Here is a 19,030-nt window from a genome sequence, read left to right as displayed (position 1 = left end):
AAAAATATGACTGAAAAAAAACAAATATACCTTTTACCAAACAAAATTGAGTTTAATGACCTTATTGATGATTTAGATGAGCCTTTTATTCGAAAAGAAAGACTTCGTTTTATTGATGCACATTTGTTTTGGTCAGGTAGATTGCGTAGGGAAGATATTTGTAAACAATTTGATTTACATGAAACTAACGCCAGTAAAGATATATCTATTTACATCAAGTTGAGAGAAAACAACGTTATTTATGATCGTAAAGAAAAAATGTATAAGGCAACACCATTGTTCCAACCGGTAGGAAGAAAACAGTCACTCAATACGTTATTATCTTATAGCTTTCTTAATATGCAATGGACTGGGAATGCTCCCGATTACCTATATAGCCCCCCTGTGATAGATAGACAGCCCGAATTATCAACAATCCGTAATCTTGTGATTTGTGCCGAACAAAAACTTGGTATTGAAATTAAATATCACAGCATGAAAAACCCGGATGGGGATACTAGAATTATTTTTCCACAACATTTAATTTTTGATGGTCTGCGTTGGCATACAAGAGCATTTTGCATGTTAAGAAATGATTATCGAGATTTTGTAGTCTCACGCATGATGTTAAAGAAAAACTTATCTACTAATACCAATTTACCTGATGACGAACTTTGGGAACATATCATTGAATTAAAGATACAACCCCACAGAAAACTAACACCAGCCCAACAAAAATTAGTAAGTATGGATTTTAATATGCTCAATGGTCAATTGAATATAAAAATGCGACAGCCGTTAGCTTATTATATTATTAAAAATCTATATTTAGATTCGAATTTGGAGCCACCAAGGCAATTAATTGAATGTTCCAATTGGCAAAATATTTTGTTGTTATAAACAGTGGTATTTAATAAAATCAGCTGAGTATGCTTAGTTATTTCTGTTATAGAAACTTGTTATACACTATTAATAATTACCACTAAAATCTTAGACTCGGTATATCTTTATAGAGATAATGAGGTCGTAACTTATTGCACTTTATGGCTTCAATAATCTTCCTAGGATATTTTTCGATTAACCACCATGCGAGTTCTAAAATATAATGCCTCTCAGATAAAGAGCGTTGCTCAAATGCTACTTTTACATCACTTATATGTTGAAACGGCATATCTGTTTTTTCACATAAGTATTGCTGCAAATCGGGAGCCAACGAATGTGAGGCAATAATTCTACAAAGCTGATGCAGTAAATTAAGTCTTTGGGTCTTTATTTGACCTGAATTAACAAAACCACGGTCTAACACCGCTAACTTCCATTTCCACCTTCGATGTACATTCTGGTGCCAAATACTAACAGGAGTAGGAGTGAAATCAGTTAAGCTTAGCCCGCATTTCCAACACACCGCTAGATCTGGAGCATCTAACTGGTGATATTTGCCAAGCTCTATTCGGTGAAAGGCAACTGCCATTCCACAATGTCTACACCTATCTTCCATGAGTATTAAGTGTTTTGGGCAAAAAGTATAAAAAGCCACTCGCCAAGCAATTCGATAATAAGCGTCTGTACTTTCAGCTAAGCATAAGGGACAATATTGCATACCAAAACCTGCATAAATGCGATGATATAATTTAAGCGGTGTTATCCAGCGTAGCTGACCTGACAGGCTTGTAGACTCAAATAAACGCCCTTCAAATAGACTTAGCGTTGTTTTCTTTGTTTCCTTAAGTGTTACCCCCGTTTTTACTGACATCTGCTCTAACAAGCTTTCAGGCGCTAGCCTATCTATATCCCTATTCCAAAGTTCATAACGCTTATTAAAAGCAAAATGACCAAAGCTTTGTACTTTAAGGCCATTGTGATGTGCAGTTCGCACCATCCATGAAGATAAACACTCCCCTGGTAATGGGTGCGGATGAGCTGGCCATAATTTTCCAGACAACATTTAAATTGCCTTGTCTAACTGACGCTTTCTTTGTGAGGGTGTTACCCAGTTTATTTTATCTAATACTATTGGTGTGATTGCTTCTATATTATTTTTAACCGCATAAACGGCTGCATCATTAAGTAATCGTGAAAGCTCTCCAATATAGCCCTCACACATTGAGAATAGTTGCATAGCTAAGCTTTTAGCATGTAAATTTGAGGGCTTTCTTAATGGCAACATACGTTCAAAACTCACTAGTAACCTTAAAAAATCCTGATTAAACTCCCATCGAGGTAACAATACTGGCTCAAAACGGTTAGCTAATTGAGGGTCTGACTGCAACGCTCTAAACGCGTCTTTAGTCCCAACCCCAACAATTGATATTTGTAACTCATTACCAAGGTATTTAAGTACATTCAAAAATGCACGTTGTCGATTTAAATTACCCGCCAAGATATGATGAATTTCATCTATGACCAACATTTTTGTGCCAATGTAGCGCAATAATTTGATCACTTGAAATTGCTTTTTATCAACTCGTTCACTTGGCCTATATGGCGCAAATAGTAACTCCAGTATTGCATTATAAAAACGTCCCTCATCGGGAACAGGAGGCGCTTGCACTAATAATACAGGTGCAAGCACTCCATCACCATTGGGGTTATCTTTAGCTGGGTACTGTTTCAAAAATCGTTTGGTAAGCATCGTTTTACCATTGTTGGTATCACCAACAATCAGCATATTGGGCATTCGCTCAATTCGTGGGTACGACATTAGGTCATCCAACTTTGTCAGTACAGACTTTGCTTTAGGATAGCCAATCCAACGATCAGAACGAATTTTTTCAATTCGTAGTTCATCATCAAGCGTTAATTGCTCAATGGCTTGCTCACTTAAATGCTTATAGCTCATGACCAGTCATCCATTTCATCGAACGGCTCTATTTCAATTTCAGTAATATCATCAAAATCCACATCTGTTATTCGATCATTTTTGGGTGTTGAGTTTTCAGTTTGTGCATGTATTTTTCTTCGCTGTACTGAGCGCCGCGCGGCTTTGGTTTTATGAACAGCTTCGAGTTCAATTTCTCTCATTTTTTCATAAGCTTCAAAAATGGCATGTTCATTGAGCGTTTCTCGACCTTGAGCCTCAGCTCTAGAAACGGCCTCTCGAAGTTCCCATATGCTTATTGCTGGGTGCGAAGTGTCTCTATATGGTATAGCAAAGTGAGAGTGTAACTCGGGGTCATAAAACCAAATTTGACTAATATCTCTAGGATCTCGTCTAAAAATAAACTTACGCTTTCTTTTAGGTTCATTTTCATCAGGTGCGTTAATCCAAGGACGTAAAACATCATGGTAGTAATGAACTTTGTCGATAACAACGCCATAGTCGAGTATTGAACGAAGTTCATACGGCATAAAATCAAATTTTAAGCGCTCTTCATCTTTAATTCTTGCAGGCAAACCACATCCAGGGTTATGTTCGTCACCTAAAATACCTTGCTTATACTGGGCGATAGGTGTCATGCCTATCATAGAGTGTATTTTTTGGTGATAAACGTTAACAACATAATTTGCTAACCAATGCTCGAACTCTGTTAGTGTCATTGATGCTTTGGATTCTGAGTCATAGTCTCCTTTCTCTGCCGTATTAGAAAAAGTAGAGCCTGGTAAAGCATGAATTTCTTTTGAAAAAGTTCCGAGTACACGTTCAACATGCGCTCCAAAGTTTGGCCTTGCAACAGGCCTCCATTCAATATCAATATTATATTGCTCACATGCTTTTTGAAGCATATTACCGCGAAACTCTTTAGCGTTATCAACATGTATTTTTGCAGGCAGCCCCCAAAGAGGCCACTCCCCATTAATATCGTACTTAGCTAGCCACTGCTCTTTAGGCAGAATTGAATGAATTAAACATAGCCCAGTGGTCATTGCACTTGGAGGATCAAAAGAAACATAAAATCCAGTAATCATTCGACTATATACATCAAAAGCAAGTGTTATCCATGGCCTACCTATCGCTTTTCGATAATGATCATCAACTAAAATAATATCTAATTTTGTGTGGTCAATTTGCACGACCGATAACGGCCAGTCTGCGCCAGGAAACTTACCTTTAATTGGACGGAATGTATTATCTGAAACTTTCCGCCCTTGTCTTCGCAAAGCAACTAACTCAAGAGGTAATGCTTTTATTCTATTTCGAATAGTATTGTCATGAGGTGGCGTTAAGCCTTGTTGACGGCATAGCTTTTTTACCTCGTCAATTACCATTCGCTGTGATTTTCTTTGTTTAGTTAAATATTCAGTAGCGATTGCTTTTTTAATAACTTCTTCTATTTCATCATCAAACTTAGTAGAACCGCGATCTCGCCTAACTTTAGGCAAGAGTGACGATAATAAACCTGACGTTTCATAATGCTTTAACCAACCATACAATGTATTCGTGTGAAGATTATTATCAGCTGCGACATGCTGTACATCTGAGCGGCTTCGTCTAGGTAAATCCAGTAACGGTTTAATTATTTTTAGCCGTGACTTAGCAATACTCCAAGACTCACCTGTAATATTTAAGAGATCCTCAACTTGCGTTGGCGTAGACGGTTTTTTATTATCTAACTTAGCGATAGGAACAGTAAATGAGACACCTGTAGTTTCATTCACAATAATTACCTGAGACAAATCAATAAGCTCTGCAATTCTGTAGTTATGCCCCTCATATGAAACTTTTTGACCTAGTTCAATTTTAATTAATGTTGATGAGTCCATCTTTAAGTTACCCCTTCCAAATCTTACTAGACATCGTTATCTTGGATGCTAAGTCTATTTGAATTTGCCTGCCTCCAATTAAATACCATAGAGTTGGCAAAAGTGAAGCTTGGTTTATTTCGTCACTGTAAATAGATGATATTAGGTTTTTAGGTGTTGTTACTTTGAGTTGTGACAGCTTGTCATCAAGGATCATCATATCATCTTCATTTTCTGCACCACGTCTAACAAATGGCAATAAGAACTTTACTGATTCCAAGTAAGTAGTTTTTATTTCCACCTCAGTTATTAATTTAAACTTCCAACCATTTTCACGACAAAAACGTATAGCGGCTTTAAATTTAGGTTTTAATATTTTCCAATTTTCTTTAATGTCACTTCGATACTTCACTTCAAATAATGTAGGACATTGTGTTTGTTTCTTATAATAAACCAACGTATCAGGCGTATATGAACGGCTTTTACCCTGCTCATTTAACCACTTTAGTTTAATAGGCTGAACTTCAAAACCATCTACATTTTTATCAAACTCTAAGAGCATTAAAAAATCACGCTCCAAAGTAGACTCGAACATAGCTTGCCCCTGTGCTTTTGAGTGGGCGGCAATACCTGTAACGTTTCTATAGTTTTTGGGAATTTTTCTGATTGGCATAATAAACTTACTTCTATGAGCTATAATTTAAGTAAAATCAGTATTCAAACCAGTACATTTTATTAATGTAATAAGTCGTTAATTTTAATCATCATCTTAGAACAGTAGTCCAAAACAATGTAAAAATGAATGTATAGATTAAATATAGTACAACAGAACGTTGTAATTCACAGAAGTGAAGTAATCATTTTTACAAAATTGAAAAAGCCGTTAGTAATGGATTAAATCACTAACGGCTTTTTTGTTATATTAATGGTCTTACCTTTCATGCTAAACCCTTAAAGTTTATTTTCGTTTCGAAGCATTGCTTCTCAATTGTGCTGAAACATTATCATTCAACTTAAGCCAATTTGTTTCATAATCCCACGTTGCTTTAAACTCTTCGCTACTCCTTGAGCTTTCTAACATTTCTCTAAAATCAAAGACGTCCGCAAAATTACTTTCATTTACGTCATAATTACCCCAGCCCCTAGGCTCCATCTTAATATACTTTAAATAATTAGACTTAAAATCATTAACGGCAGTGACTAGCTCTTCATTGCTATTTAGTTTTCCTGCAATGATTGCCTTTTCATCATCATTAAGAGAACCAGTTACTGTAAGCTCACCTGACTCATTGATAGCAATACCCCAACTTTTATTTGCTAAAGAAGGCTGTTCACTCCTTAATTCAGCCATAACGCTATCATAGGGTGAAAGCATCTTCTCAACTGCGTTAGGGACATCACCACTAGGCATATACAAATGAGCTGTAGCGACTCCAATATCATACATAACCTCTTCAATAGGTCTTAATATATTGGTATCTTTATTTACAGGCTTATAGTAGGTTGCATCAGGCTCTTTAAACTGCTCTTTGTGATAGATGTCCTTCGCTAGGCGCTCCATTTCACTCTTTAATTGCTCTTTACTATTCACTGGAGTGTTGATTTCAACCACCGAACTGTTTGAAGTAGGTTGCAATAGTGGATATGTATCTTGCGAGTTAACTTGCATATTACGTCCTTGTTTTTTATAGCTAAGTTGTTATCGGCTAACTATTCTTATGCTTTAACTGTTTATGATAAGAGAACTTATTTTATTCTTTGGCTATCAGCCTAAAACTATTTTTGCGGTTTGCAATTAATCATTAGGTCAAACGGCTTTTCCTTGAGACAATCCCCCCTGTTATTTTTAAAACATGGTTCTTTATGAAACTATTAGTTAGAAACTTATCACGTACTATCACTGAACATGAAATCCGCGTACTTTTTACTGAACACGGTAAAGTAGCCGATTGTAATTTAGTACTCGATAAAGAAACCGGCCAATCGAAAGGCTTTGCCTTTGTAGAAATGCCAAACGATGCAGAAGCTGCTGTAGCAATCAAAGCATTGAATCAAAGTACTGTTGATAAAAGCAAGATCCGCGTAAAGAAAGCTGACGCTTAAACGTGTTATTTTGTTGCAAAAGGCCGGCACTCTTCGCTGGCTTTTAGCTTTCCCCACACAACTTCTGCGCCAGTTCCTTTCACCCAACGAAATTTAATTCAGCCCCTAAATCATAGTACCCAAAATCAACTAATTGTATTTTATAAAAATATCTGCGCTTCATGGCAAAAAACTAGACAGCAAAACCGACACCCCATATAGTCACAGTATGTATCCTTAAAAATCTGCAATTATGTTTCCTCTTTTTAAGTCGCTCAGTGTAACTTTATTATTAGGCTTAGCTGGCTGTTCAGAGCCTGCTCAAGAACAAGCAACGCTTGACAATACAACCGGTGTAAATTTAAGCAATATTAAACAACATATTAAAACCCTTGCCTCAGACGAATTTGAAGGACGCGGTCCATTAACGCGCGGTGAAATAAAAACTGTGGGTTACTTAAGTGATCAATACCAAGCGCTTGGATTAACTGGCGCATATAATAATAAGTTTTTACAGCCAGTAAAAATGGCGATGGTAACCGCTGACCAAAACATGCAATTAAAAATTGGCGACTTGAGCTTTACTGCTGGTAAAGATTTTACGGCGCGAACGAAGCAATTACAGCCACTTATTGATGTTCGTGATTCAGAGGTAGTATTTGTTGGTTATGGCATTAATGCGCCCGAGTATAATTGGAATGATTATAAAAATATTGATGTAACGGGTAAAACGGTTGTTGTGTTAGTAAATGATCCTGGGTTTGCTACGCAAAACGATGCGCTATTTACCGGCAACGCCATGACCTACTACGGTCGCTGGACTTACAAATACGAAGAAGCCGCTCGCCAAGGCGCAGCCGCAGTATTTATTGTGCACGAAACAGCGCCAGCTGCATATCCTTGGGGCGTAGTTGAAAGCTCAAATACAGGCACAAAATACACCTTAATGGATAACAACCTAAACGCATCAGAACTACCGGTAATGGGTTGGCTAACACTCGATGCAACCGAGCAGTTATTTAAATCAGCAAACTTGAGCTATCAACAATTAAAGCAACAAGCACTTAACGATGACTTTAAAGCTACTGCGCTTAATTTAACAGCCAACCTTGCGTTTAAAAACGAAGTGTCACACGCTAAATCACACAATGTTGTTGCGCAATTAACGGGCAGTGAAGCGCCTGATGAATATATTGTGGTCAGCGCACATTGGGATCATTTTGGCACTAAGCAAACTGATAGCGGGCCAAAAATTTATAATGGTGCAGTTGATAATGCCTCAGGCAGTGCAGCCACAATTGAAATAGCTCGTATATTAAGTAACATACATAAACAAAAACCGTTTAAGCGCTCGATTATTTTTGCAAACTTTACCGCCGAAGAAACAGGGTTAATTGGCTCAGAGCAATTTGCCAGTGGCGAACTTATCCCTACCAAGCAGATGGTCGCTCTGTTAAATATTGATGGTATGAATGTGCTAGATGGCACCGATTACATACTGCAATACGGTAAAGGTTTATCACAAATGGAAGACTACCTTAGCAAAGCCGCAAGCAAACAAGGCCGTCATGTAAAAATGGATCCCGTGCCACAAAACGGCCTATTCTTCCGCTCAGATCACTTTTCACTAGCTAAACAAGGCGTACCTGGTTTACTGTTTATGAGTTTAGGTGATACGGATCCTGATTATATTGCCCATAAATACCATAAAGAAGCTGATGATTACTCAGCTCACTGGTCATTAGCTGGTGTAAAACAAGACATCGAGTTAATTGTTGATATCGCATCACAGTTGGCAAACAACGGTGATTGGCCAAAATGGCAAGCCGATTCAGATTTTAAAACTCGTCGTGCCCAAGACCGCACAGAATAAATAACTTAAGTTGGGGTAGGCATTTAGCACCTACCCCGTTTTATTAATGCCCCTTCTTATTGCCTTGTTCGCTCAATAATAAGGTTTCGGCTTTTGTCTCTAAATACACATAAATAGCCAACGCAATCAATAGCCCTACAACCGCCAACATCATATAAATTGCCGGTAATAAATACTACGACTGCCCCAGCACTTCCTTAAACATCGTGAATAACGCTTCAATAGACACGGTAATTAAAATAGTTGAAATAAACCGTGTGATAGTGCGCCGCGTTGAGCTGTGCTTAAATCGAATATTGCTAATACGAGGATGATGAAATAACGCTAAGGTTGTACTATTTAAAGAAGAGAATAATCTATTTCACACTAACTAGTGCAAAATACAGTGGCTGCCTTACTTTTTTGCAAACACAAAAAATGGGCTATTTAGCCCATTCTGTCATTAAATCAATTACTTTTAAACTTCATCATCAGAGTCTTGTACTTGACGTTGTGCAGCTCTAGCAATGATTTCAACATAAAATGACTCTAAACCTTGTTTTTCAATTTCGCTGATTGAGTTGCTAATTTCAGCAACGTGCACCACTTGCGCATCTTCAGCTGTGTTACCAAATTTACAATCAAATGCCCAGTAATCAGCATCAATTGGCAACGTTTTGTTACGCTCTCTTTTCAAATACTTTTTTACTTCATGCTTTGCAGCATCTACCATGCGAGGGTATTTGATTTTCTCGTGATTCAGCGTGAATGTTTTCTTCATTACGTTCCTAATTACCTTGATTTAATGATGATGGCAAAAATACCAAGTAAATTGGAAATGCCATTTGGTGTCATTATAGCAACTGCATTTAGTTTGTGGATGCTTTTTTTACACTAAAATAAATAAATATTTTTACCAATAATTATTCCAGCTTAATATCACGCTTGGGCAAGGTGTAAAGGTTGATGAAGATCTGCATTATTAAGGCTATCGTAAAATGCAGCCGCATCCATTTGCGGATGATCCAGCTGTGTTTCTTTATCTAAATGACGCTTTCGCACGGCAAGTTCGCAATTATCAATCACCAGTAGTGGAATATGATTTTTATCATCTCTGATCACTAATGGTTCCGGCGCAAGGCACGAGCGTAAACGAATATCTGCCATGCTGCCTTGTTGTAATAGCTGTGCATTATGTTGGCCAATGAGCATATCAAATTCATCTGGAGCCAATGCTTGCATAGGCCCAGCCCCTAATTGTTCACGTAATTGCGCTTCATTTGGTGTTGAAGCATGTGCATCAAATGGGGTTTTAGGTAGATGAAATTGACTAAAATCTAGCACGTCATGAGAAAGCATTGCCAATAATAATGCAAACTCGCCACGGCGGTGTTCTGAGACACTTTTGGCAAGACGATTGTTTAGTTGACTCTCTGTGATTAACAAATCATCGATTTGCATAGACTTTAGCCGATTGCAGTTAGTAATAGATATTTATCGGCTTTATTTGAGATTTCTTTAGCTTTTTTCTTTACTTAAATACTCACTTTGCTATTATCAGCGCCGTTGCATTGGAGGGGTTCCCGAGCGGCCAAAGGGATCAGACTGTAAATCTGACGGCTCAGCCTTCGCTGGTTCGAATCCAGCTCCCTCCACCACTTTTCTTACCGCTAAGTTAAGTGGGGCCAAATGTAACAAAATTAGTGTGGAGGGGTTCCCGAGCGGCCAAAGGGATCAGACTGTAAATCTGACGGCTCAGCCTTCGCTGGTTCGAATCCAGCTCCCTCCACCACTTTTCTTATCTATCAGCAGAACTTTATTCTCACTAACTCATTCGACTACCCATTGTAAACTCGCACCGTGTTGCTTTAACCATTTTGTTGCTTGCTTATAATCAGGATAAAACTCACTGACGCGCTGCCAAAATGCAGCACTGTGATTTAAATATTTCAAATGAGCTAGTTCATGCACAATCACATAATCAATAATAGTCTGCGGCGCACTGACTAATAACAAATTAAAGGTCAATTCTCGTCGTCGATTACAACTTCCCCAACGACGCTTATATGTATGAATGCGAATACTGCTCGGTAAAGCCTCTGCCATTTTTAGGCAATAAGCATGTACACGCATTTCAATATAATTTTCTAATTGCTCATGTAAGAAGCTTTCGAGCAAAGTTTGGTACATTGGCTGCTGGTGCTTTACCCGTCCAGAAAGATTTAGCTGTAACACATTTTCCTGCTGCTTTTTTACTAGCTGCCATGCGCTGCGCGAACTGACACCATAAACCAGTTTCACAGGTTGTGAAAAAACCAGTACGCGATTATCTTGTAATGGGTATTGGCGAGTATCAAGCATTTGGCTTTGCTTGTTAATTTGCGCATTGATCCAGTCAGTTTTACTTAGCAGCCAGCTTTCAAGTTCTTTTTTAGCAACCCCAACGGGCGCATAAACAGTGACATTTTGTTGCTGGACTTTAATAGCAACAGTTTTGCGACGGCGACTACGTTTTAATGTATATTCAAACAAACCTAACTCTTGTAATTGACCGACAGTCATTTAACTAATTAACAGGTAACTATAATACCTTGCAAAATAACTGCTAATCTATAACTAAGTAGAATTAAATAATGCGATATCAAAAATGCCTGATAAGCCTTGTTGTCATTATACCTCTCCCGATGGCCATCATTGTCAAGAAACAGACATGGGTTCTGGTTTTTGTTTTTGGCATGATGCCAAGTTTGATAAGTCAGGCTTAGATCTGACCCAAAAATTAGAACGCTATGCAAAAAAGGGAGGGTTATTACAAGGATTGCAATTACAACGCGCTAACCTTAATGGCCTTAACTTAATAAAACAAGATGATGAGGATGGCTTTGATTTATCTTACAGTAATTTTTATCGTGCAACGCTCACCAACGCCCACCTGTTTAACAATAAAATAGCCCACAGCTCCCTGATGAAAGCCAACTTGCACGAAGCAAGCCTGCATTACTGCAACCTACAAGATACAAATTTATTAGGTATAAAACTTAATAACACCCGTATTGATAACATTGTTCTAGGCACTGAACTATTGCAGGAAAAACAAGCTAAAGCTGCACTTAAGCATAAAGATAAAAGCGCAGCCCTTGATTTATTTGAACAATCAGAAGAAATATTTCGCAACTTACGTAAAGCTTCCGAGCAACAGGGCTTATTTGAATTGGCGGGTAATTTCACGTACAAAGAATTACGGATGCGTCACGCACAATACCCAAGAGGTTCAAAAAAACAATTAGCCTCGAGTTTTATTGATATGCTGTGTGGGTATGGCGAAAAGCCTGAAAATGTGATCCGTTTTAGTTTGTCACTGATCATCTGCTGCGCCCTGTGTTATTTTATTTTTGGGGTGATGGATGCTGGTCGTATTATGCAGTTAAATCCAGCGGCAACAGTAAGTGATAATTTATTAGCCCTACTTAATAGCTTCTATTTTAGCGTGGTTACTTTTACAACCTTAGGATATGGCGATATTACCCCTGTTGGTTTTTCTCGGTTTATTGCTGCAATTGAAGCGTTTTGCGGAAGTTTCTCACTGGCATTATTCGTAGTCGTATTTGTCAAACGTATGACCCGATAATTACCAAAGTAATGTAAAAGCCAAATACTGTTTTGTATCACATAACCGCTAGCTCAAGGTGTGCCACATTTAAATGGCAATGTACGACACCTGATAAGCAAGGTAGTTCAATTAGCCAATCTCCGATTTAAGTTGTTCAATAAACACCTGCATATATTCAGTACGACGCGCCGCTTCTGCTTTTGCGGAAGGTGTATTCATGCTCTGTGCAATATGTAATAGCTTGATGAAGAAATGATCCAATGTATACAAAGTATCATCAGCTGTTCGGCGCTCGCAAAATGGATCAGCCGGATGATACAAATTGCGTCCAATTGATCCCCCTACTTTCATACAGCGGCTGACACCAATTGCCCCTAACGCATCCATACGATCAGCATCTTGAACGATTTGTGCTTCCACACTTTCAATTGCAATGTTAGCGCTAAAACTATGGGCTACAATAGCATGATGGATGGCATCAAAATATTGCCTGTCATAGCCTATTGACGCTAAAAATGAAATTGCTTTATCTGCCGCCATTGTTGAAGCTTTAGCGCGATCAGGGTGGTTTTTAGCAACAGCAACGCAATCATGTAACCATGCTGCGGGTAGCACCACGGCCATCGAAGCATCTTCAGCAAAGCAGAGCTGTTTGGCAACACGCACGACTCGTTCAATATGGGTTATATCATGGGCGACATCAGCACTTACTAACGACATAATAAAAGCACGGCAATGATTTTCTAGCTGTTGCAACGGCTCAGATAATACTAAAACGGGCAAACGTTGTTCCATAAATCCTGTAATTTCAAATTAATGCATTGAATTAGTGTTACTTTACCGCGGTTATAGACTGTTGTGCAAAACATTCATTGTATGTTCGAGCCTGCTTCACTAAAATACGCTCTTAATTTATCCGTAATGAGAAGCCTAATGTCATCTGTCGTATACCTAGAAGCTGGTCGTGAAAAATCACTAAAAAGAAAACACCCATGGTTGTTTTCAAAAGCCATCAAAAAAATAAAAGGTAAACCGAGTTTAGGTGACACAGTGACCATTCACGATAGCAATGGTAAATTTTTAGCCACAGCGGCTTACAGTCCGCACTCACAAATTCGCGCGCGTGTTTGGAGCTTTGATGAAACAGAAATCATCGACCAAGCTTTTTTTGAACGTCGCTTACGTCGTGCCTTTGCGGCACGCGAGCAAGTAATTACTGAAGGTGGCTTAACGGGATTTCGGTTATGTGCCGCCGAGTCTGATTTTTTACCAGGTGTAACCATTGATAAATTTAACAACTTTTTAGTGTGTCAGTTATTGAGTGCCGGTGCTGAGCGTCATAAAGGTGAAATAGTTGGCGCTTTAATCGCTATTTTCCCAGACTGTAACGTGTATGAGCGCTCTGATGTCGATGTGCGCACCAAAGAAGGCTTAGAGCCGACCATGGGCGTGTTATGGGGTAATAAACCTGAGCAGCCAGTATTAATTGAAGAAAATGGTTTTAAAATTGAAGTCGACATTCTCGAAGGCCATAAAACCGGTTTCTACCTTGATCAACGTGATAGCCGTGCCGCATTAGAGCGTTTTGTAAAAGATAAAAGAGTACTTAACTGTTTTAGCTACACAGGTACATTTTCATTGTATGCGCTGCGTGGCGGCTGCGAGCACGTTACTAACGTTGACGTATCGCAACCCGCGCTTGATACTGCTAAGCGCAATGTTGAACACAACGAGTTAGATTTAAATCGTGTTGATTTTGTTAAACAAGATGTTTTTAAGTTATTGCGTCAATATCGCGAAGACGGTGTACTGTTTGACACTATCGTTATGGATCCACCAAAATTTGCCGATAATAAGGCACAATTAACCGGCGCGTGTCGTGGCTATAAAGATATCAATATGATTGCCATGCAAATTTTGAAGCCTGGTGGCACGTTACTAACGTTCTCATGCTCAGGGTTAATGGATCAAAATTTATTTCAAAAAGTGGTTGCTGATGCCGCCCTTGATGCTGGTAAAGATTTGTTGATCATGGAGCGTTTAAACCAAGCTGCTGATCACCCCATCGCAGGCAGTTACCCTGAAGGTTTTTACCTAAAAGGCCTGATCTGTAAAGTTTACTAACACCGCTTAGTGACTAATTAAACTGCATTATTTCTAGCCCAGCGGTTACCGTGCCATCACTTTCTTTGCTGGCACGAATGACTTTTGCTGTTGCATCAAGTGGTGCAATAGCGGGGCTGGTCGAATCAATATTCACCTTCACAATAGTGCCCAGTTCAAGTAATTCATCCAACTGCAGTGACAACCCAGTTGCACTTAAATCGACACATACGGCATCAAAATGTTGATCAGCAACTGGCTCAAGTGTGGTTAATTTTGCCTGTGCATTTAATTGCATACGTCTAAAATTACGTTTATCTTCATTTAGCATAATAACTCCTAAACAACCGTATTGATTTTTTCTAATAACTCCACGACCGAAAAAGGCTTCACCACATAGGCATCGCAACCGGCATCAAACCCAGCTTGTTGTTCCTGTACGGATTCTAAACCTGACACCATCACAACGGGTATATCACGCGTTTCAGGGGTATTTTTCAGCATTCTACAAGTATCGTAACCATCTAAACCGGGCATACATACATCGAGTAAAATCGCATCCGGTGGATTAGCAATGGCCGACGATAAACAGCTCTTACCTGATTCGGCATAACTGAGCTCAAAGTCCGCTGATAAAGCGACTTTAAGCATCTCAAAATTAAAGTACTCGTCGTCTACAACCAGTAAACGCGGGGGTCTGTTAGCGGATGGGCGCATGATTAATACAGTTCCTTCTCATCTTACAAATGTTTCCTTTGTATTAGGTATGCTTAGTGATACCTAACTCAATCAATTTCTTTCAAAGCATTTAGTACACGTTTTGCTGAAATAGGATACGGCGTGCCTAACGTTTGTGCAAACAAGGATACTCTAAGCTCTTGTTGCATCCAAAAAATATCCTGTAATTGTTGTGGTACAGGCATGCCTGACGGCACTTTTTTCAGCTGCTTTTGATACTCTTGAGCAACTTTGTCTAATTCAAGTACACATAATCTGTCACGATTTGGATCAACAGGCAACTTTTCTAGACGCTTTTCTATGGCTTTTAAGTAACGAATTAGGTCACTGAGTTTGTCAGCCCCATGGCTTGAAACAAAACCTTTAAAAATTAGCGATTCAAGTTGGCCCTTAATATCGCCATGCGCGGTGATCATGGTTAAATCAACTCGCCCTTTCATCTTTTTATGCAAAGCGTGGGCAATACTGAGCACTTGTTCTACCTGAGTAGCAATTGCCACAACAGCGTCCCCCAGTTCACCACGTACCTGCTCTTTTACTTGTTCAAACGCTTGCTCAGTACGAACATCGCCAAGCGCCAACAATAAGCTGTCGACTCCAGCCGCGATACAGTCATCAATTAAATCAGCCACTTTACCAAACGGGTTAAAATATAGACCTAATTTTGCTTTATTGGGTAAGTTTTGTTGCAAATACTTTATCGGCGAAGGCACGTTCAGTAATACCAAACGGCGTAACCCCTGCTGATGGGCGGTTTGCGCTTTAACTTCGTTATCAAATAGCTCAACTGCCGCCGATGATTTTTTATCTACCAGTGCTGGGTATGCTTTGATTTCATACTGGCCTTGTTTTTTCACATAGGATACCGGTAACTTGCCAAAATCCCATTGCAATAGGTCAGCTTTTTCAATGCCTTTATCTGCCACTTTAGACAGCGTTTGCGTTACTTTACCTTGTAATTGTGCTTTGAGTTTCGCTAAATCCATGCCTCGCGCAAGTACATTATCTTTTTCATCACGAACTTCAAACTGCAGTCGTAAGTGAGTCGCAAGGGTGGTTAAATCCCATGCATCTGGATCAACTTTTACACCTGTCATACGTAATAAACGCGTACTAAGTGCTTCAATAAAACTCCCTTGCATAGGCTCGATTGCTGCAATAACCGCATCTGCGTAATTGGGCGCAGGCACAAAATTACGACGTAGTGATTTAGGTAAAGATTTAATTAAACCTGTGATCAACTCATGACGAAATGCCGGAATATGCCAGTCAAAGCCAGCTTCTTCCACCTGATTTAGTAAGGCCACCGGAATTTGCACTGCAACTCCATCGACCGCTTGGCCAGGATCAAAATGATAGCTCAACGGCAACATTAAATTACCTTGTTGCCATACATCGGGGTAATCAAACTCAGTAACGCTATCAGCACCGTGTTGCATTAAATCATCACGTGTCATTTGCAAGTAATGTTTATCCTGCTGCTTTTGCGTTTTATACCATTTATTAAATGCTGCACGACTGTTTATTTGAGCCGGAATTTTCTTATCGTAAAACTCATATAAGGTTTGCTCATCAACTAAAATATCACGACGGCGGCTTTTATTTTCTAGAGTTTGAATATCTTCAATCAGTTCACGATTAAACTGCAAAAACCCTTCATTTTGACCTAAATCTTGCTCTACTAAGGCACTGCGAATAAACAACTGGCGGCTAACTTTCGGATCAATGTTACTGTACACACAGCGACGCTTTGACACTATGATCAGCCCGTATAGTACCTGCTGTTCGAAGGCGATCACTGCGCCGGGCTTTTTCTCCCAATGCGGCTCACTGTAACTGCGTTTTACTAAGTGTTGTGCTAATGGTTCAACCCAATCGATGTTAATTTTGGCATTAATACGTGCATATAATTTACTGGTTTCAACCAACTCTGCCGACATCAACCATTTTGGGCTTTTCTTAAATAACCCTGAGCCTGGAAATATATGAAACTGGCTATTACGAGCGCCTTTATATACTTGCTTTTCATCTTTAAAACCAATGTGACTAAGCATGCCACTCAGTAGCGCTTGATGAATTTTATCGCCATCGGCAACATTGCTGGTCGCTTTCATGCCCATTTCATTGCACACAGTACTGAGTTGATAAACGATATCTTGCCACTCACGAATACGCATATAAGCGAGCATATCCTTTTGGCACAGCTTTCTAAATTGGCTGTTACTTAGCTCACTTTGCTGCTCTTCTAAGTAATTCCATAAATTTAAAAAGGCGATGAAATCTGAATCAGGATCGTCAAAACGGCCATGTTTTTCGTTTGCAGCAGCACGTTTTTCTTGCGGGCGCTCGCGTGGATCTTGAATCGATAACGCCGCTACAATAATAATCACTTCACGCAGCGCACCTAACTTTTGTGCCGTTAGTACCATTTTAGCTAAACGCGGGTCAACCGGTAAGCGGCTCAGTTCAATACCCGATTTAGTAAGCTGTGTATTGCTATTGTGACGACTAGGTTTTACCGCTTCAAGTTCCTCTAGTAACGTTAAGCCATCGTTGATATTACGGCTATCTGGTGCTTGTACAAATGGGAACTCGGCCATATCGCCCAACCCTAAGCCGAGCATTTTTAAAATAACTGAGGCTAAGTTAGTACGTAGTATTTCTGGATCAGTAAACTCTGGGCGCGAATTAAAATCATCTTCAGCATATAAACGAATACAAATACCCGCTTCAACACGGCCACAGCGGCCTTTTCGCTGATTGGCACTGGCTTGTGATATTGGCTCAATCGGTAAACGCTGCACTTTAGTACGATAACTATAACGGCTAATGCGCGCGGTACCAGGATCAATAACGTATCGAATACCCGGCACAGTAAGTGAGGTTTCAGCAACGTTGGTCGATAAAATAATATGACGACGACTATGGGGAGCAAAAATACGGTTTTGTTCGGCGTTAGAAAGGCGCGAATACAAAGGTAAAACATCCGCTCCTTTTAAATTACGTTTACTAAGGGCATCAGCAGTATCGCGTATTTCCCGTTCACCATTTAAGAAGATTAAAATATCACCTGGGCCTTCTTGGCACAGCTCATCAACGGCATCAAAAATACCTTGCAGCTGGTCGCCTTCAGCCTCCATATCATTTTTATCAATTTCAATCAAAGGACGATAACGCACATCCACCGGAAATGTTCGTCCTGACACTTCAATAATCGGTGCATCATTAAAATGCTTTGAGAATCGCTCTGGATCAATGGTCGCAGAGGTAATAATTATTTTTAAATCAGGACGCTTTGGTAATAGGTTTTTCAAATAACCTAAAATAAAATCAATGTTTAAACTACGTTCATGAGCTTCATCAATAATAATGGTGTCATACTGGTTTAAAAATCGGTCTTGTTGAATTTCCGCCAGTAAAATACCGTCAGTCATCAACTTTATATAGCTGTTATTTGATACTTGATCGCTAAAACGAATTTTAAAACCCACTTGCTGGCCAAGTTCACATTGCATTTCATGAGCAATCCGATCTGCGACACTGCGCGCCGCCAAACGTCTTGGTTGGGTGTGACCAATATAACCATCAACTCCACGGCCAAGTTCTAAACACATTTTAGGAATTTGCGTGGTTTTACCTGAGCCGGTTTCACCCGCGATAATAACCACTTGGTTATTGGCGATAGCCTCTTTAATGTCGTCTTTTTTCTGACTGACGGGGAGCTGCTCAGGGTAAGTTACTTTAGGTAACTGAGCTAAGCGCACCTCTCGCAATTGTTGGCTACGTGCTATATCTGCAGTGATTTTTTCAATCACGGCTGCTTGTTTTGTTTCATCGGTTATTTTTTTTATGCCATGAAGGCGTTTTTTAAAGATGAATTGATCTTTTCTTAAACACGTTTTTAGTTCACCAAACAATTGACCTAGGTTAACCACCCGCGACTACCTTATAAAATTTGAGTAAAGACGAGCGATTGTAGCAAACTT

The 19,030-nt window shown here is 39.4% G+C and carries 17 protein-coding genes, 2 tRNA genes and 1 pseudogene; 7 read left to right on the top strand and 13 right to left on the bottom strand.

Annotated features, from left to right (window positions below; genetic code table 11):
• The first annotated feature begins 6 nt into the window (after window positions 1–6).
• Window positions 7–879, top strand: coding sequence for a BrxR family helix-turn-helix transcriptional regulator (locus J7338_RS12570; protein ID WP_210797395.1), 873 nt, complete (start codon window positions 7–9; stop codon window positions 877–879).
• Between the two features lie 82 nt (window positions 880–961).
• Here the strand turns inward: J7338_RS12570 and J7338_RS12565 are convergent, their stop codons facing one another.
• From J7338_RS12565 to J7338_RS12545, 5 genes are all read right to left on the bottom strand, one after another.
• Window positions 962–1,924 carry a TniQ family protein gene (locus J7338_RS12565; protein WP_210797394.1) on the bottom strand — a complete coding sequence of 321 codons (963 nt, stop codon included), beginning with the start codon at window positions 1,922–1,924 and terminating at the stop codon, window positions 962–964.
• Window positions 1,925–2,818, bottom strand: a complete 894-nt coding sequence (locus J7338_RS12560) for a TniB family NTP-binding protein (RefSeq protein ID WP_210797393.1) — start codon at window positions 2,816–2,818, stop codon at window positions 1,925–1,927.
• Complete coding sequence (locus J7338_RS12555) at window positions 2,815–4,680, bottom strand: Mu transposase C-terminal domain-containing protein (RefSeq protein WP_210797392.1); 1,866 nt, start codon at window positions 4,678–4,680, stop codon at window positions 2,815–2,817. The genes J7338_RS12560 and J7338_RS12555 overlap by 4 nt, the downstream gene beginning before the upstream one ends.
• Before the next feature lie 7 nt (window positions 4,681–4,687).
• On the bottom strand, window positions 4,688–5,332 hold the full coding sequence (locus tag J7338_RS12550; RefSeq protein ID WP_210797391.1) for a TnsA endonuclease N-terminal domain-containing protein: 645 nt from the start codon (window positions 5,330–5,332) through the stop codon (window positions 4,688–4,690).
• Window positions 5,333–5,617: 285 nt separating this feature from the next.
• Window positions 5,618–6,328 carry a hypothetical protein gene (locus tag J7338_RS12545; protein WP_210797390.1) on the bottom strand — a complete coding sequence of 237 codons (711 nt, stop codon included), beginning with the start codon at window positions 6,326–6,328 and terminating at the stop codon, window positions 5,618–5,620.
• Window positions 6,329–6,522: 194 nt separating this feature from the next.
• Here J7338_RS12545 and J7338_RS12540 point away from each other — a divergent pair, with 194 nt between their 5' ends.
• Together J7338_RS12540 and J7338_RS12535 are read left to right on the top strand one after the other, a co-directional pair.
• Window positions 6,523–6,762 (top strand): RNA recognition motif domain-containing protein, encoded by a 240-nt coding sequence (locus tag J7338_RS12540; protein ID WP_145241401.1) that lies wholly within the window; start codon window positions 6,523–6,525, stop codon window positions 6,760–6,762.
• A gap of 232 nt (window positions 6,763–6,994) precedes the next feature.
• The gene (locus tag J7338_RS12535; RefSeq protein WP_210797389.1) at window positions 6,995–8,614 is read left to right on the top strand and encodes a M28 family metallopeptidase; all 1,620 of its coding nucleotides are present in this window, start codon (window positions 6,995–6,997) and stop codon (window positions 8,612–8,614) included.
• A 43-nt stretch (window positions 8,615–8,657) separates the two neighbouring features.
• Here the strand turns inward: J7338_RS12535 and J7338_RS12530 are convergent.
• From J7338_RS12530 to J7338_RS12520, 3 genes and pseudogenes are all read right to left on the bottom strand, one after another.
• A pseudogene (locus tag J7338_RS12530) lies at window positions 8,658–8,903 on the bottom strand (general glycosylation pathway protein); the annotation flags it as partial.
• Window positions 8,904–9,071: 168 nt separating this feature from the next.
• Window positions 9,072–9,374 (bottom strand): DUF6172 family protein, encoded by a 303-nt coding sequence (locus tag J7338_RS12525; protein WP_210797388.1) that lies wholly within the window; start codon window positions 9,372–9,374, stop codon window positions 9,072–9,074.
• Between the two features lie 158 nt (window positions 9,375–9,532).
• Window positions 9,533–10,054: a VC2046/SO_2500 family protein gene (locus J7338_RS12520; RefSeq protein WP_210797387.1), complete on the bottom strand. Its 522-nt coding sequence runs from the start codon at window positions 10,052–10,054 to the stop codon at window positions 9,533–9,535.
• Window positions 10,055–10,166: 112 nt separating this feature from the next.
• Between J7338_RS12520 and J7338_RS12515 the strand changes: the two genes are divergently transcribed.
• A tRNA-Tyr gene (locus J7338_RS12515) sits at window positions 10,167–10,251 on the top strand.
• 49 nt (window positions 10,252–10,300) lie between these two features.
• Window positions 10,301–10,385, top strand: a tRNA-Tyr gene (locus J7338_RS12510).
• 38 nt (window positions 10,386–10,423) lie between these two features.
• On the opposite strand, the gene J7338_RS12505 is transcribed toward J7338_RS12510, so the two are convergent.
• Window positions 10,424–11,155 carry a M48 family metallopeptidase gene (locus tag J7338_RS12505; protein ID WP_210797386.1) on the bottom strand — a complete coding sequence of 244 codons (732 nt, stop codon included), beginning with the start codon at window positions 11,153–11,155 and terminating at the stop codon, window positions 10,424–10,426.
• A gap of 85 nt (window positions 11,156–11,240) precedes the next feature.
• Between J7338_RS12505 and J7338_RS12500 the strand changes: the two genes are divergently transcribed.
• A complete protein-coding gene (locus J7338_RS12500; protein WP_210797384.1) occupies window positions 11,241–12,221 on the top strand; it encodes an ion channel in 981 nt (326 codons plus the stop codon).
• A 111-nt stretch (window positions 12,222–12,332) separates the two neighbouring features.
• Here J7338_RS12500 and J7338_RS12495 read toward each other — a convergent pair whose 3' ends face one another.
• A complete protein-coding gene (locus J7338_RS12495) occupies window positions 12,333–12,998 on the bottom strand; it encodes an HD domain-containing protein (RefSeq protein WP_210797382.1) in 666 nt (221 codons plus the stop codon).
• Between the two features lie 138 nt (window positions 12,999–13,136).
• Between J7338_RS12495 and J7338_RS12490 the strand changes: the two genes are divergently transcribed.
• Window positions 13,137–14,327, top strand: a complete 1,191-nt coding sequence (locus tag J7338_RS12490; RefSeq protein ID WP_210797380.1) for a class I SAM-dependent methyltransferase — start codon at window positions 13,137–13,139, stop codon at window positions 14,325–14,327.
• Between the two features lie 13 nt (window positions 14,328–14,340).
• On the opposite strand, the gene J7338_RS12485 is transcribed toward J7338_RS12490, so the two are convergent.
• The 3 genes from J7338_RS12485 to hrpA form a co-directional block, all read right to left on the bottom strand.
• Complete coding sequence (locus J7338_RS12485; RefSeq protein ID WP_210797378.1) at window positions 14,341–14,637, bottom strand: PilZ domain-containing protein; 297 nt, start codon at window positions 14,635–14,637, stop codon at window positions 14,341–14,343.
• 8 nt (window positions 14,638–14,645) lie between these two features.
• Window positions 14,646–15,023, bottom strand: a complete 378-nt coding sequence (locus J7338_RS12480) for a response regulator (RefSeq protein ID WP_210797376.1) — start codon at window positions 15,021–15,023, stop codon at window positions 14,646–14,648.
• Window positions 15,024–15,091: 68 nt separating this feature from the next.
• A complete protein-coding gene (hrpA, locus tag J7338_RS12475) occupies window positions 15,092–18,979 on the bottom strand; it encodes an ATP-dependent RNA helicase HrpA (protein ID WP_210797374.1) in 3,888 nt (1,295 codons plus the stop codon).
• Window positions 18,980–19,030: the final 51 nt, after the last annotated feature.

This window comes from Pseudoalteromonas ostreae, from assembly GCF_018069805.1.
Taxonomy (GTDB): Bacteria; Pseudomonadota; Gammaproteobacteria; order Enterobacterales; family Alteromonadaceae; genus Pseudoalteromonas; species Pseudoalteromonas ostreae.
The sequence above is the reverse complement of the archived record's forward strand: the minus strand, read 5'-3'. Positions and strand labels throughout refer to the sequence as shown.